A 14,532-nucleotide genomic window follows, 5' to 3' on the forward strand; every position below is an offset into this window, starting at 1 on the left:
TTCGCTTTTCTTCGGAGGATTTTCGTCGATTTCGTTTGGGCAAATGCCCGAAATCTCGGTTTTTGCCCCTCCTGTAAAATTGCTGTCGGAACCGGTATCCTTGCATTGACAGGGCTCGAATCGCTTCGGAAATGCCATTTCGCTTCTCCGGGCGCCATTCACGAGGGGGTGGGGATGTATCGGGGCAGGCTCGAACGGGATCTGAAACTGTGGGTTAAGGGTGGCCTCCTGGACGGAAGCACAGCGGACAGACTGCTTGCAGAATATGACGCGCGCGAGAGTAGCTTCAGTCTGGGGCGGGTACTCATGATCATTGCCGCGCTCCTCGTTTCAGCGGCCGCGCTGCTTCTCGTGGCGGCGAACTGGGAAGCGATACCACGTACGATCCGGCTCGGCGGGATCATCGCGCTCATCTGGGGGGCTTATCTCGGCGGTGGATGGCTCGCGGCGCGAGGGGCACCGCGGTTGTCGGCAGCGTTTCTCGTCGCAGGGACGCTATTTTTTGGCGGCGCGATCGCCCTGGTCGGCCAGATGTATCATCTCTCAGGGGATGCGACGCAGGCTATGCTCACGTGGTTTGCCGGCGCAGTCGCCGCCGCGGCGTTGTTTAGGTCCGGTGCTGTCACGGCTGTCGCCGGATTTCTGGCCTTTGCAGTGTCGGGTGTGGATTGGGGAGAAACATTGGGTCCGCCGAGCGATCTGCTCGTCTGGCTGATGCCGCTCCTTGCGGTGGTCGTACTGCTGCTTGCACGGTATACGGGCGCGAGCCGGGCGAGGCATCTCGCCTATCTTCAGGCTGTGGCCTGGCTTTTCCTTCTCTATATGGAGAACGACGGGAGGGTTACGGCGTTTGCGATCGCTGCAGGGGGTGCAATCTGCTACCTGCTTGCGACGCTGCGCATCTCGCCTCTTCATGCAATGGCCAGGCAGGCGGGCTCGGCGCCGGCCTTCTACAGTTACCTCGTACTCCTCGGCGGGCTCTTCGTACTTCACTTCGAGAACCAGACGGTGGGCGGAACGCTTGTGCTCGGGATCGTGACACTTGCCGTTGCGATCGGCGGGATCGTTCTCTCCGGCAGGGACAATGGCGCCGTCCGCTATCTGGCCTATGCCGCCTTCGCGGCCGAGACACTCTATCTTGCATCCGAAACGGTAGGGTCGATCATCGGGACGTCAGGCTTCTTCCTCGTTTCCGGTCTGGTCGTCGCATTGGTTGCATGGATGGTGCTGCGACTCGAAAGGCGGTTTTCCGGAGCCGCGACAAAGGTGGAGGCTTGATCATGGCACGCGTCTTGTCCGGCTGGCATATTTCACCAGTTGTTGCAGGTCTCCTCGTGGCGGTGCTGCAAACGGCGATCATCGGTTACATGGTCGAGGGGCGCGCCTCGATCCTGCGGAGCGGCGCAGAGGTTCGGCTGAAAACACTGCCTGTCGACCCAAGGGACCTCCTGCGTGGCGACTACGTGGTGCTGAGCTACCCGATGTCGACAATACCGAGCACGATCATCACGGGCCCGATCCCGTCGCGCTCGGGAGAGCAGCGGCTGAATGTAAGACTTCTGCCGGGCGCCGATGGCACCTGGACTGCGAGCGAGGCCTCGTTCGCGGATCTGGCCCCGGCGGCAGGCAGCGTGGTGGTGCGAAGCCTGCCCTTCGAATTCTATAGGAGCGGCGAGGGAGGGCTGCCTGAGACGCTCTTCGTGCAGTACGGCATCGAGCGCTACTATGTTCCGGAGGGCGAGGGCAGGGTCCTCGAGGATGCCCGCAACCAGGACGAGCTCGAAATCGACGCACGCGTGTCGGCGTCAGGCGAGATGCAAATCGCCCGTATCCTCCTGCGAGGCAAGCCCGTCTATGATGAGCCGCTCTATTGACGGAAGGTTGCCCGATCCCCTGTTTAAATGTGGCACCGGCGTGTCACATTTTCCTTTGATCCCGCAGAATCGGATGATATAGAGACGCCGCGCTCGGGAAGACCACGTGCGGCGGCATTTGCGGCCCGGTGGCTATGCGGCTTTCTGAACGCGGGTATGGTGAAATTGGTAGACACGCCAGATTTAGGTTCTGGTGCCGCAAGGCGTGGGAGTTCAAGTCTCTCTACCCGCACCAGGAACCACAAGATGCGGGATGGGTGTCCCGTCATGGCGTGGAACTGGCCTTTGCTCCGCTGCTTCGATGGATCGGAGGTGCGAGGCGGCTCGCATAAGAATGCTGCCCTTGTCCTCGAATCGGCTCCGGTTTGAGAGGGTTTGCGATCCAGCGCCATTTTGCTTGCCAAAAGGCCACAAAATTCAGTAAAGCCACACCCGGCAAATGGACCCCGGAGGGGTGCTCGCGACAAACCGGCTTCCGGTCGAGCACCGCCAACTCGAAATAAAGGTTTGAACATGCAGGTTATCGAAACGCTCGCTGAAGGGCTGAAGCGCGAAATCAAGGTCGTTATTCCGGCCAAGGACATGGAAGCTCGCATGAACGAGCGCCTGGCAGAAGCCAAGGATCGCGTTCGCATCAACGGCTTTCGCCCGGGCAAGGTTCCGGTCGCACACCTGAAGAAGGTTTACGGCAAGTCCATCATGGCGGATCTCGTCAACGAGATCATCCGTGACCGTCCGACCGAAATCCTTTCCGAGCGTGGCGAGAAGTCCGCGACGCAGCCTGAAGTCGCCATGACCGAAGATCAGGCGGAAGCCGAAAAGATCCTCAACGCAGAGGCCGATTTCGAGTTCACGCTGTCCTACGAAGTGATTCCGGCAATCGAACTCAAGGATGTCTCCGGCATCAAGGTCGTGCGCGAAGTCGTCGATATCGACGACAAGGAAGTCACCGACCAGATCCTGCGTATCGCCGAGAGCGCACGCACCTACGAGAGCAAGAAGGGCAAGGCCGCTGAAGGCGACCGCGTCACCATGGATTACCTCGGCAAGGTCGACGGCGTTGCCTTCGACGGCGGCAAGGATGAAGACGCGGAGCTGGTAATCGGCTCGAACCGCTTCATTCCGGGCTTTGAGGATCAGCTCGTCGGCCTGAAGTCAGGCGACGAAAAGGTGATCACCGTAACCTTCCCGGCCGACTATCCGGCTGCGAATCTGGCCGGCAAGGAAGCCACATTCGACATCAATGTGAAGGACGTCGCCGCTCCGGCCGCGCTCGAAATCAACGATGAACTGGCAAAGACCCTCGGTCTCGAGTCCGCCGACCGCCTCAAGGAAGTCGTTCGCGGCCAGATCGAAAGCCAGTACGGCTCGATGACCCGCCAGAAGGTCAAGCGTCAGATCCTCGACCAGCTGGACGAAATGTACCAGTTCGACACGCCGCAGCGCCTGGTCGATGCCGAGTTCGAAAACATCTGGCGCCAGATCAACACCGACCTCCAGCAGGCTGGCAAGACCTTCGCAGACGAGGAAACGACCGAGGAAGAAGCACGCGTCGAGTATCGCAAGCTCGCCGAGCGTCGTGTTCGCCTCGGCCTGGTCCTCTCCGAAATCGGCGAGAAGGCTAACGTTCAGGTAAGCGACGAGGAAATGCAGCGCTCGCTGTTCGAACAGCTTCGCCAGTTCCCCGGCCAGGAAAAGCAGATCCTCGAATATTTCCAGAAGACCCCGGGTGCAGCCGCTTCGCTCCGCGCTCCGCTTTTCGAAGAGAAGGTTGTCGACCATCTCCTCGGCGAAGTGAACGTCACGGACAAGACGGTTTCGAAGGAAGAGCTTCTGGCTGACGACGAAGCCGAAGGCGACGCAAAGTCCGAAGCCAAGAAGGCTGCGCCGAAGAAGAAGGCCGCTGCCAAGGCTGACGCCGAGGAAGGCGAGGAAGCTGCCGCTCCGAAGAAGAAGGCCGCCGCCAAGAAGAAGGCTGCCGACGACACCGCCGAGTAATTTCCGGCGCCTCGCGCGACAAATCTTGAAGGGCCGTCCCGCAAGGGGCGGCCTTTTGCGTTTGAGGCCGGATTGCCGACAGCGTCCATGAAGTAATGTCTTCCGGGACGGGCTATCGGTTTCCAGATGCAATCATATGCGGAGGTTTAGTGACAAGGCGCGCCCTGCGAACCCAATGGATCGCGGCGCGCCGCGCACTTGGTGTCGCCACGTCGCCAAACATCAGCCGAACGCAACCGCGCTCACTTCAACGTGTGTTGAAGGGCGCGGCAGACGCAGAGAATGGGGTGATTGAAGGCGGCTGTGGCTGACGGGTCAGTCGGCCCTCTTGATCTCGCCCATGCGGTTCCAGGCGTCGAGGCCGGCGATCTTATAGGCTTCTGCGAGGGTGGGGTAGTTGAACGTATTCTCTACGAAATACTCGACTGTTCCCTTGAGGTTCAGCACGGCCTGGCCGATGTGAACGAGCTCGGTCGCCCCTTCGCCGACGATATGGACGCCGAGGAGGCGGCGCGTCTTCAGCGAGAAGATCAACTTGAGCAGGCCGGAGTCGAGCCCCATGATGTGGCCGCGCGACGTTTCGCGGAAACGGGCGAGCCCGCACTCATAGGGAATGCCGCGCTCCTTCACTTCCTCTTCAGTCAGTCCGCAGGTGGAAATCTCCGGAACGGCGTAGATGCCGTAGGGGAAATACTTCGGCGGCTCCTTGGCGATTGCGCCGACGGCAACCCGTGCCGCGATTCGACCCTGTTCCATCGAGGTGGAAGCGAGGCTCGGGAAGCCGACCACGTCGCCCGCGGCGTAGATATGCGGAACTTCGGTCTGGAAAGTCTCGGCATTGACCTTCAGCCGCCCACGGCTGTCGGCCGTCAGCCCGGCGGCTGCGAGGTTCAACGTGTCCGTTGCACCCATCCGGCCGGCGGCATAGAGCACCATGTCGGTCACTACGACGCGGCCGTTGTCGAGCTTGATCGAGCATTTGCCGTTCTCGAGTTTCTCGACGGTTTCCGCCTTCTGACCGAGGATCAGCTTCATGTTGCGGTCTCGAAGCTGATAGATGAAGTCATCGACGATTTCGTTGTCGATGAATTCCAGAATGGTTGACTTCGGATCGATGACGGTGACCGCCGTGTCCAGGGCGCTGAAGATAGTGGCGTATTCGATGCCGATGACCCCGGCGCCGATGACCGCCATCGAACGAGGCAGGTCGGTGATATCGAGCAGCTCGTCGCTGTCCAGGACGGCCTGGCCGTCGAAGGGGATGTTCGAGGGGCGATAGGGCTTCGTGCCGACCGCGAGCATGATGCTCTTGCCCGTCACATGGATGGTTTCGCCATCGTCCTTGATGATCTGGAGCGTTTCAGGCGTGACGAAGCTCGCCTTGCCACGCATGTGCTGCACGCGATTGCGTGCGAACTGGTGCTCCAGAACCTCGACCTCGTGATCGAGCGTAATCAGGAGGCGGCGGCGCAGATCCTCGGCACTGATTTCTTGCTTGACCCGATAGGCCCTGCCGTAGAAGCCACGCTCGCGCCAGCCGGAAAGGTTGAGGGCGGTCTCGCGCAATGTCTTCGAGGGAATGGTGCCGGTGTGCACGGAGACGCCGCCGACCCGCTTGCCCTGTTCGATGACAAGGACCTTGTGGCCAAGCTTGGCAGCCTGGATCGCCCCCCGGCGTCCTGCTGGGCCACTGCCGACAACAACGAGATCGTACTGGTTCATGGGTACTTCCGGAGATGAGATGGAATCATTGTGCGATGCGGAAATTTTCATCCTCAAGCGACTATATGGTCAATCTTACAATTTAATAAAAGCATTATGTCAGGCTCCCAGTCCTGCGGATGTCAAGTCGTCGCCTGCGGGAGTATAATCCAAAGCGGCTAACGCGCCGTACCCGTGTGGAGTTGAGACTAGGATGGGAGGGGACTATGGCGGTGGGAACGAGCAGCAAGGTTCGCACGATGACCTCTGGCGCGAACACGGCGGACCTCGATGGCGCCATGCCGGCTAGCCTGCCACCTCGGCCCGGTGTTGTTGCAGCGGCGGTCTACGAGAACGGGAAGCGCATTCGCGACATCAAGATCGAGGAGGCGACCGCCTGGAGGGAGCGGCCGGGCACGGTCGTGTGGATCGGGCTCCATGAACCGGACGATCCTCTGTTGCGAGAAGTTCAGGCGGCCTTCGGGCTACATGACCTGGCAATCGAAGATGCCTGCCACGCCCACCAGCGACCGAAGCTCGAAATCTACGGCGACGCCATGTTCGTCGTGGCGCGCACGGCACACATGAAGGACGATGTGATCGTCTTCGGCGAAACGCACATCTTCGTCGGCCGCGGCTATGTCGTGTCGGTACGCCACGGACCCTCGACGTCCTACAATCTGGTGCGCCAACGCTGCGAGGCCACGCCCGTTTCGCTTGCACAAGGCGAGAACTATATCCTCTATTCCATCCTCGATTTCATCGTCGACAACTACCTGCCCGTGGTCGAGGCGATCCACGAGGAGGTCGAGGAACTCGAAGAGCGTGTGCTGAGAGAGCGGTTGGACAAGAGGGACGTCGAGCGTCTCTACCTCCTGCGTCGCAATCTTCTGCGCTTGCGCAATGCGGTGGTTCCGCTCGTAGATGTGTGCCGGCGCCATGAGCACCTCGAACTCCCGGGAATGGATGCGAACCTTCACACGCTCTTCCGGGATGTCACTGATCATGTCCGCCGCGTGCAGGAGGATATCGATTCGCTCCGCGAGGTTCTGGCGTTCACGTTCGAGGCGAGCCTGATGATAGGGCAGTCCGAGCAGACTGAGATCGCACGCAAGCTTGCCTCCTGGGCGGCAATTCTCGCTGTACCGACGGCAATAGCCGGGATCTACGGGATGAATTTCTCGGAAATGCCGGAGCTCCACATGCGCTACGGATACTTCATCGTGCTGCTGGTGATCGTCACGCTGTGCTTGACGCTCTACCGCTTCTTCCGACGTGCGAAGTGGCTTTGAGCGCGCTCACTGCCGATCTCAGATCAGCCGCAACCCCTTGAGGCTCGCGTGACCGTCCTTTCCGATGATGATGTGATCGTGGACCGTGATTCCGAGGGGCTTGGCGGTGTCGATGATCGTCTTGGTCATGTCGATATCGGCGCGTGACGGCGTGGGATCGCCTGACGGATGATTGTGCACAAGGATGATCGCGGTCGCCGAAAGCTCGAGCGCCCGCTTGACGACTTCGCGTGGATAGACGGGCGTGTGGTCGACCGTGCCGAGCCCCTGCACCTCATCGGCTATGAGGGCATTGCGTTTGTCGAGAAAGATAATGCGGAACTGCTCGCGCGCCTCGTGCGCCATGGCGGCGTGGCAATAGGCGATCAACGACGACCAGGACGACAGGACCTGCTTGTTGCGGATCTCGCTCTTCAGCATGCGCTGCGCGGCCGCAGCCGTGAGCTTCAGGTCGAGCGCGACGGCCTCTCCGATGCCCTTCACTTCCTGCAGAAGCGCCGGCGGCGCGCCAAATACATTGGCGAGCGTTCCGAAGCGCTCAAGCAGCGCCTTGGCGATAGGCTTCGTGTCCCTGCGCGGAATGAGACGAAAGAGGATCAGTTCTAGAAGTTCGTAGTCGGCAAGGGCCGTCTCTCCACTGTCGCGAAAGCGCGCGCGCAAACGGTCGCGGTGGCCATGATAGTGGGCATCGCCGACGCCCTTGCTCGCGGCAGGAGACAGCTTGCCGAGAGAAGTGGAGCGCGCGCGTTGCTCGGCGAAGTGGCCGCGTTCGTCGTTCGCGCCGAAGAGGTCAGTCGCGCCGCCTGCCGAACCTCCGCCGTCCGGGTCGCGGCGGGGAGGGCTTCTCGGATCATCTGAGCCGGCAGGCGTTTTCGTCATCCGTTACTCTAGTTGGCCGGAAGCCCGGGACGGTCGAGGCCGGCCGGAGAGAGCGTGAAGATTTCGCAGCCGGTGGCGGTGACGCCGACGGCGTGCTCGTACTGAGCCGAAAGTGACCGGTCACGTGTCACTGCCGTCCAGCCGTCGGAGAGGACCTTCACGTGGGGGCGGCCGAGATTGATCATCGGCTCGATGGTGAAGATCATTCCCTCCTTCATTTCCGGCCCTTCGTTCGCCCGGCCGTAGTGGAGGATGTTCGGGGCATCGTGGAAGAGGCGTCCCACCCCGTGACCGCAGAAATCACGCACGACCGAACAGCGCTCGGCCTCGGCATAGGACTGGATTGCCTCGCCGATGGCGCCGGTACGGGCGCCGGGCTTTACCGCCGCCACGCCACGCATCAGGCATTCGTAGGTGACTTCCAGCAGCCGCTCGGCGGCGCGCTTGATCTGGCCGACGGGATACATCCGGCTCGAATCGCCGTGCCAGCCGTCGAGAACGTAGGTCACGTCGATATTGACGACATCACCTTCGCGCAGCGGCTTGTCGTTCGGTATGCCGTGGCAGACAACATGATTGATCGAGGTGCACGACGACTTCGTGTAGCCCCGGTAGTTCAGCGTTGCGGGCAGGGCGCCATGATCCATGCCGAACTCGAAGACGAAACGGTCGATCACGTCCGTCGAAACGCCCGGGACAACAAGCGCAGAAAGTTCATCAAGGCAACGCGCCGTCAGCTGGCAGGCCTTTCGCATGCCTGCGAACGCTTCCGCGTCATAAAGACGGATGACGCCCGTGTTCTTCAGGGGGGCGGAAAGGGCGTCGACGTAGGTAACCATAACGGGGCTTTCGATTGTCTCTTAGAAGTTCATAGAGTAGCTATGCCGGGTTCGTCCATCTCGATCAATGCAGTAGGTCGAATTTGCTTGCGCGAAACCTCGCATTTGACTGCATACGCCTCCACGCCGCGTTTCAGGGCGCGCTCGAAGGCAACGGCGTAGACCGGATCGAGATCGCGGCAGATGCGAAAGCGCAGGCAATCCGGGCGCTGAACTATGTATAGCATGACTGCGCGATGTCCCGCCTCTGCCATATCGCCGAGTTCCTCGAGATGTTTTGTTCCTCGTACTGTGGCGGTGTCAGGAAATTCCGCCAGTTCTGGCGTTCGCCGGAAATGAACGTTCTTCACTTCGACATAGGCGGTCCTGAGAAGCGGTCCCGACAGCAGGAGATCGACCCGGGAGTTGCGTCCGTATTTGCGCTCGCGCTCGATGACCGGGTAATCCTTCAGATTGCCGACCAGTCCTTCCCGGATAGCCTCCTCAGCCAGCCGGTTCGGAAGTCCAGTGTTGATGCCGACGACCGTACCGCCTGCCTCGACGAGTTCGAGGCGGTGGCGATACTTGCGCAGCGCGCCGTCATGCTCCGATATCCAGATGCGCGATCCGGGCGCCGTGAGCCCGCGCATCGAGCCAGTGTTCGGGCATGACCCGGTGATCGCCCGGCCATCGTCGAGTACGGCGTCGAAGAGAAAGCGCTTGTAACGCTGGACGAGCGTCGCTGGCACGAGGGGCGGATCGAAGATCATTGGTGGCTTTGGCTCGGCGTCAGGCTCGCATCTGAACGTAGGAGCCCGGCGCATCCTCGATCGAGTTCAACGGGCCGCCGGTCTTGCGCGCCGGAACCTTCCGGTCGTCGAGGCTCTCGATCCATGCGTGCCAGTGGGGCCACCACGAGCCGGGCGTCTCGCTTGCCTTGGCGACCCAATCCTCGAAATCGCCTTTCGGAGGACCGCCGGTCCAGAACTGGTACTTCATCTTGTCCGGAGGGTTGACCACGCCCGCGATGTGTCCGGAACCGGACATCACGTAGGTTACCTTTCCGCCGAAGTACTGGCTTCCGACGAAGACCGATTTGGCGGGGGCGATGTGGTCTTCCTTGGGCGCGAGGTTATAGACCGGGATCTTCACGTCCTTGAGGGAAAGCTTCTTCCCGGCGATCACCATCTCGCCTTTTGTGAGGTTATTCTTGAGATAGCAATTACGCAAATAATACGAGTGGTTGGCCGCTGCCATTCGAGTGGAATCCGAATTCCAGTAGAGCAGGTCAAAAGGCATCGGCTCCTGCCCCTTGAGGTAGTTGTTGACGAAGTAGGGCCAGATCAGTTCCGAGGCGCGCAGCATGTTGAATGCCGTGGCCATCTTCGAGCCTTCCAGGTACCCCGTCGTCTTCATTCCGCGCTCGATCATCTCGATCTGCTCTTCGTCCGCGAAGACCTTGAGGTCGCCGGCAAAGGTAAAATCGACCTGGGTTGCGAAGAAGGTCGCGGATCGGATGCGCTTGTCGCCCTCCTGAGCGTGGAGCGCGAGCGTGGCGGCAAGGAGCGTTCCGCCCACGCAGTAACCGATGGCGTTGACGCCTTCCTCGCCGGTTGCGCGTTCGATCGTATCGAGCGCGAAGCCGACGCCTTCCCGTGCATAGGACTCCCAGTCCTTCTCGGCATGGCGGCCGTCGGGGTTGACCCAGGAGATGACGAATACCGTGTGGCCCTGGTCCACTGCCCATTTGATGAAGGACTTCTGCGGATTGAGATCGAGGACGTAGAACTTGTTGATCCAGGGCGGGCAGATCAACAGCGGCCGCTTCAGCACTTCGGCGGTCGTCGCGTCATATTGCAGGACCTGGCAGATGTCGCTCTGGGCGATGACCTTGCCGGGCGTTATCGCAAGGTTCTCTCCGATGGCGAACTTGCTCGTATCCGTCTGACGCAGCTTCAGGTCGCCTCGACCGGCGGCTATGTCCTCCGCAAGCATTTTCATGCCCCGCACGAGATTGGCGCCACTCGTGGCGACAGTCTCGCGGTAGAGCTGGGGGTTAGTCGTGACGAAATTCGTCGGCGAAACTGCGCTGGCGATCTGCTTGACGTAGAACTGGGCCTTGTGGCGCGTATGCTCGTCCAGGCCGTCGGCATGGGTGACCAGCTTTTCGGCCCAGTCCGAGGTCACGAAGTAGGCCTGGCGAAGGAAGTCGAAGAACGGATGTTTCACCCAGTCTTCATCGGCGAATCGCTTGTCCGCCCGGTGGGGGTCATCCTCCTCCACCGGTTGCTCCCCACCCATCTTCTGCAGTGTACGGGACCAGATCGAAAAGAAGCTGCCGAGGAGCTCGGTCTGCGCGTCAAGTGTGCGGCGCGGGTCTGACAGCCAGTATTCGGAGACCTTGGAAAGTGTCTTGACCATGTCGACGAGGGGCTCGGCGACGGTATCTACCTTTTCGCCGCTTTCGCGCGGCGCAAGCCAAGCCGAGGCCGCCTTGCCCATCTGCTCGACGGTTCGGGCCAGATTGACGGCCAGCGCTTCGGGGTCCTTCACGATGTACGGCTCTATTGTCTTTGGATCGAAACCAGCAAATCCGGTAGCTGCGTCGGCGGCTTCGCGGGCCTCGGCGTCTGTCTTTTCCGCCACTCCGTTTCCTCCGGATTTTGTTGTTAGTTTCTGTTTTTACATACTGCCCGAAAGATAATACAAGGGCTACAGCATTTTGGGCTCGCCACCGCAGCTTCGTCCCGCATGGACGCATCCCGGCAGCGAAAAGCCGGCGGATGGCACTATTGGAGGACACGTCTCTGATGACAAACTTGGGCAAGGCAGCCAGGATCGCCACTCTGTTCTGGGCGATTTCAACGCTGCCCGTGTCTCTGGTCGGGTGCAGCACGAGCGAAAGCACGGCGACACCGGCTTCGACCACCTATCCGGGGCCGGACCGGTCGGACGTCTACCCCGATATCACCGCGCCCGTGAAAGCGGCGACGACGCAGATGAGCAACGAGGAGGCAGCCTCCTACAGCGCCCGCCTGAGCGGTCTTGCTGCGCAGCGCCGTTCGGGCGCCATCTCGGAGCAGGAATATCGTCGCAAGCTTGCCGAACTCGAGGCGCTCGCCACCACTCACGGCCCCGACACGCTCAAGGAAATACAGAATTAGTGCTTGCCTTTCTGCCCGTTTGGCAGCAAAGCGGAGTACGGTCGTAAGGACCGCTTTCGGTCGCCGGTGCGCCTTCATTTTGAACGCATTTGGCGGTATCCGGATAGCGTGAGTCGCGCGTCGCTATGACGTCCGGCGAGGTCGCCGGGCGCACCGCGCACAACGAGGTCGAAAATGGAAGAGTTTCATAAAGTCCGGCGTTTGCCGCCTTATGTTTTTGAACAGGTCAATCGTTTGAAAGCAAGCGCGCGAGCGGGCGGCGCGGACATCATCGACCTCGGCATGGGCAATCCCGACCTTCCGACCCCGAAGGCAATCGTCGACAAGCTCTGCGAAGTTGTCCAGGATCCGCGCACGCACCGTTACTCGTCGTCGAAGGGCATTCCCGGCCTTCGCCGCGCGCAGGCCGCATATTATGCCCGCCGCTTCGGTGTGAAGCTCAATCCCGACACCCAGGTCGTCGCCACGCTCGGCTCCAAGGAAGGCTTCGCCAACATGGCGCAGGCGATCACGGCGCCGGGCGACGTCATCCTGTGCCCCAACCCGACCTATCCGATCCATGCCTTCGGCTTCCTGATGGCCGGCGGCGTGATCCGGTCGATGTCGGTCGAGCCGGACGAGACGTTCTTCCCACCGCTGGAACGGGCCGTTCGCCATTCCATTCCGAAGCCGCTTGCCCTGATTCTCAACTATCCGTCGAACCCGACCGCGCATGTGGCCTCGCTCGACTTCTACAAGGATGTGGTGGCCTTCGCGAAGAAGCACGACATCATCGTGCTGTCCGACCTTGCCTATTCTGAAATCTATTTCGATGGCCCGCCGCCGCCGTCCGTTCTCGAGGTTCCCGGCGCTATCGACATTGCGGTCGAATTCACCTCGATGTCGAAAACCTTCTCGATGCCCGGTTGGCGCATGGGCTTTGCCGTCGGCAACGAACGGCTGGTCGCCGCTCTGACGCGTGTGAAGTCCTATCTCGACTACGGTGCCTTCACGCCAATCCAGGTCGCCGCCACCCACGCACTCAACGGCGACGGCTCGGACATCGCTGAGGTGCGCAACATCTACAAGCGTCGCCGCGACGTGCTGGTCGACAGCTTCGGCAAGGCCGGGTTCGAGGTGCCGCCGCCGGCGGCCACCATGTTCGCCTGGGCGAAGATTCCCGAGAAGTTCCGGCATCTCGGATCGCTCGAGTTCTCCAAGCTCCTCGTCGACAAAGCGGATGTTGCCGTGGCTCCCGGCGTCGGTTTCGGCGAACAGGGCGATGACTACGTGCGCATCGCGCTCGTCGAGAACGAGCACCGCATCCGGCAGGCCGCGCGCAACATCAAGCGCTTCCTCTCGACGGCCGACGATACGATGCACAACGTGATATCGCTGAACGCACATCGCTGATATTCGCCCTGCGGTCGTTCAGACCGCAGGGTTTTCATCTCTGAAAAGCTAGGAAATAACTATGGCTGATGCCCTGAAGATCGGCATAGCGGGCTTGGGAACCGTTGGTGCCTCGCTTGCGCGCATTCTCGTCGAACGCCGCGACATGCTGACGACGACGTGCGGGCGGCCGATCGAGATTGCCGCGGTCACGGCCCGCGATCGCAGCCGCGACCGGGGCGTGGATCTTTCGGGTGTCACCTGGTTCGACGATCCCCTCGTGCTGGCGCACGAGGCGAAGATCGACGTCTTCGTGGAACTGATGGGCGGCGCGGGCGATCCGGCGTATTCGGCCGTCAAGGCGGCGCTGTCGCGCGGCATCCACGTGGTCACGGCCAACAAGGCGCTGCTTGCGGCACACGGCGTCGAGCTTGCGGGGCTTGCCGAGACGCACGGGTGCCTGCTCAACTTCGAGGCCGCCGTCGCCGGCGGCATTCCGGTCATCAAGGCGCTGCGTGAATCGCTGACCGGCAACACCATCTCCCGCGTCTACGGGATCATGAACGGCACCTGCAACTACATCCTCACCAAGATGGAGAAGGAAGGGCTGAGCTTCGCGGATTGCCTGAAGGAAGCACAGCGCCTTGGATATGCAGAGGCGGATCCTGCCTTCGACATCGAGGGCAATGATACCGCGCACAAGCTTTCGATCCTCACCACGCTCGCCTTCGGGACGAAGATTGCGGCCGACAACATCTATCTGGAAGGCATCACGAACATCTCGATCGAGGATATCCGCGCCGCATCGGATCTCGGATACCGCATCAAGCTGCTCGGCGTCGCGCAGAAGACCGATACCGGCATCGAGCAGCGTGTTCACCCGACGATGGTACCGCTCGAATCGGTGATCGCCCAGGTGGACGGCGTCACCAATGCCGTTGCGATCGAATCTGATATTCTCGGCGAATTGCTCATGGTCGGGCCCGGAGCCGGCGGCAACGCCACCGCGTCGGCGGTCCTCGGCGATATCGCCGATATTGCCAAGAGCCGGCCCGGCGCACAGACGGTTCCCGCCCTCGGCCGGCCGGCCTCGGCGCTGCTCGAGTACAAGCGCGCCCAGATCCGCAAGCATCACGGCGGCTACTTCATCCGCCTCTCGGTCGAGGATCGTGCCGGCGTGTTCGCGAGCATCGCGACGCACATGGCCGAAAATAACATCTCGCTCGAGTCGATCGTGCAGCGCCCGAAGCACCACACCGAGGCAGCCGAACCGCAGACCATCATCCTCGTCACGCATGCGACCATGGAGAATTCTGTCCGCAAGGCGGTCCATTCGATCAAGGGTGAGGGATACCTCATCGGTGAGCCGCAGGTGATCCGCATCGAGCGTCCGAAGAACGTCTAGGCCAGCGCAAGCCGAGGATCGGCTGCGCCG

General features: G+C 61.3%; 11 protein-coding genes, 1 tRNA gene and 1 pseudogene. 8 read left to right on the forward strand and 5 right to left on the reverse strand.

Going from position 1 to position 14,532, the window contains the following annotated elements:
- The first annotated feature begins 174 nt into the window (after window positions 1-174).
- From F3Y30_RS13250 to tig, 4 genes are all read left to right on the forward strand, one after another.
- The gene (locus tag F3Y30_RS13250; RefSeq protein WP_203423160.1) at window positions 175-1,278 is read left to right on the forward strand and encodes a DUF2157 domain-containing protein; all 1,104 of its coding nucleotides are present in this window, start codon (window positions 175-177) and stop codon (window positions 1,276-1,278) included.
- Window positions 1,279-1,280: 2 nt separating this feature from the next.
- Entirely contained in the window at window positions 1,281-1,874 is a 594-nt protein-coding gene (locus tag F3Y30_RS13255; RefSeq protein ID WP_203423161.1) for a GDYXXLXY domain-containing protein, read from the forward strand.
- 150 nt (window positions 1,875-2,024) lie between these two features.
- A tRNA-Leu gene (locus tag F3Y30_RS13260) sits at window positions 2,025-2,109 on the forward strand.
- A gap of 278 nt (window positions 2,110-2,387) precedes the next feature.
- The gene (gene tig, locus F3Y30_RS13265) at window positions 2,388-3,872 is read left to right on the forward strand and encodes a trigger factor (RefSeq protein ID WP_203423162.1); all 1,485 of its coding nucleotides are present in this window, start codon (window positions 2,388-2,390) and stop codon (window positions 3,870-3,872) included.
- A gap of 315 nt (window positions 3,873-4,187) precedes the next feature.
- Here the strand turns inward: tig and sthA are convergent, their stop codons facing one another.
- On the reverse strand, window positions 4,188-5,594 hold the full coding sequence (gene sthA, locus F3Y30_RS13270) for a Si-specific NAD(P)(+) transhydrogenase (RefSeq protein WP_203423163.1): 1,407 nt from the start codon (window positions 5,592-5,594) through the stop codon (window positions 4,188-4,190).
- A gap of 239 nt (window positions 5,595-5,833) precedes the next feature.
- On the opposite strand from sthA, the gene F3Y30_RS13275 reads away from it, so the two are divergent.
- Window positions 5,834-6,865, forward strand: a complete 1,032-nt coding sequence (locus tag F3Y30_RS13275) for a magnesium and cobalt transport protein CorA (protein ID WP_203426611.1) — start codon at window positions 5,834-5,836, stop codon at window positions 6,863-6,865.
- Between the two features lie 18 nt (window positions 6,866-6,883).
- On the opposite strand, the pseudogene radC reads toward F3Y30_RS13275, so the two are convergent.
- The 4 genes and pseudogenes from radC to phaC all read right to left on the reverse strand — a co-directional run.
- Window positions 6,884-7,657, reverse strand: a pseudogene (radC, locus tag F3Y30_RS13280) (DNA repair protein RadC); the annotation flags it as partial.
- Between the two features lie 95 nt (window positions 7,658-7,752).
- Window positions 7,753-8,583, reverse strand: coding sequence for a type I methionyl aminopeptidase (gene map / locus F3Y30_RS13285; RefSeq protein ID WP_203423165.1), 831 nt, complete (start codon window positions 8,581-8,583; stop codon window positions 7,753-7,755).
- A 29-nt stretch (window positions 8,584-8,612) separates the two neighbouring features.
- Complete coding sequence (gene sfsA / locus F3Y30_RS13290; RefSeq protein WP_203423166.1) at window positions 8,613-9,332, reverse strand: DNA/RNA nuclease SfsA; 720 nt, start codon at window positions 9,330-9,332, stop codon at window positions 8,613-8,615.
- Between the two features lie 19 nt (window positions 9,333-9,351).
- Complete coding sequence (gene phaC, locus F3Y30_RS13295; protein ID WP_203423167.1) at window positions 9,352-11,208, reverse strand: class I poly(R)-hydroxyalkanoic acid synthase; 1,857 nt, start codon at window positions 11,206-11,208, stop codon at window positions 9,352-9,354.
- Window positions 11,209-11,372: 164 nt separating this feature from the next.
- On the opposite strand from phaC, the gene F3Y30_RS13300 reads away from it, so the two are divergent.
- The 3 genes from F3Y30_RS13300 (at window position 11,373) to F3Y30_RS13310 (ending at window position 14,502) form a co-directional block, all read left to right on the forward strand.
- On the forward strand, window positions 11,373-11,726 hold the full coding sequence (locus tag F3Y30_RS13300) for an SHOCT domain-containing protein (protein WP_203423168.1): 354 nt from the start codon (window positions 11,373-11,375) through the stop codon (window positions 11,724-11,726).
- Between the two features lie 174 nt (window positions 11,727-11,900).
- Window positions 11,901-13,118, forward strand: a complete 1,218-nt coding sequence (locus tag F3Y30_RS13305) for an LL-diaminopimelate aminotransferase (protein WP_203423169.1) — start codon at window positions 11,901-11,903, stop codon at window positions 13,116-13,118.
- A 61-nt stretch (window positions 13,119-13,179) separates the two neighbouring features.
- Window positions 13,180-14,502 carry a homoserine dehydrogenase gene (locus F3Y30_RS13310; protein ID WP_203423170.1) on the forward strand — a complete coding sequence of 441 codons (1,323 nt, stop codon included), beginning with the start codon at window positions 13,180-13,182 and terminating at the stop codon, window positions 14,500-14,502.
- Window positions 14,503-14,532: the final 30 nt, after the last annotated feature.

Source organism: Sinorhizobium sp. BG8, from assembly GCF_016864555.1.
In the GTDB taxonomy this organism is placed as follows: Bacteria; Pseudomonadota; Alphaproteobacteria; order Rhizobiales; family Rhizobiaceae; genus BG8.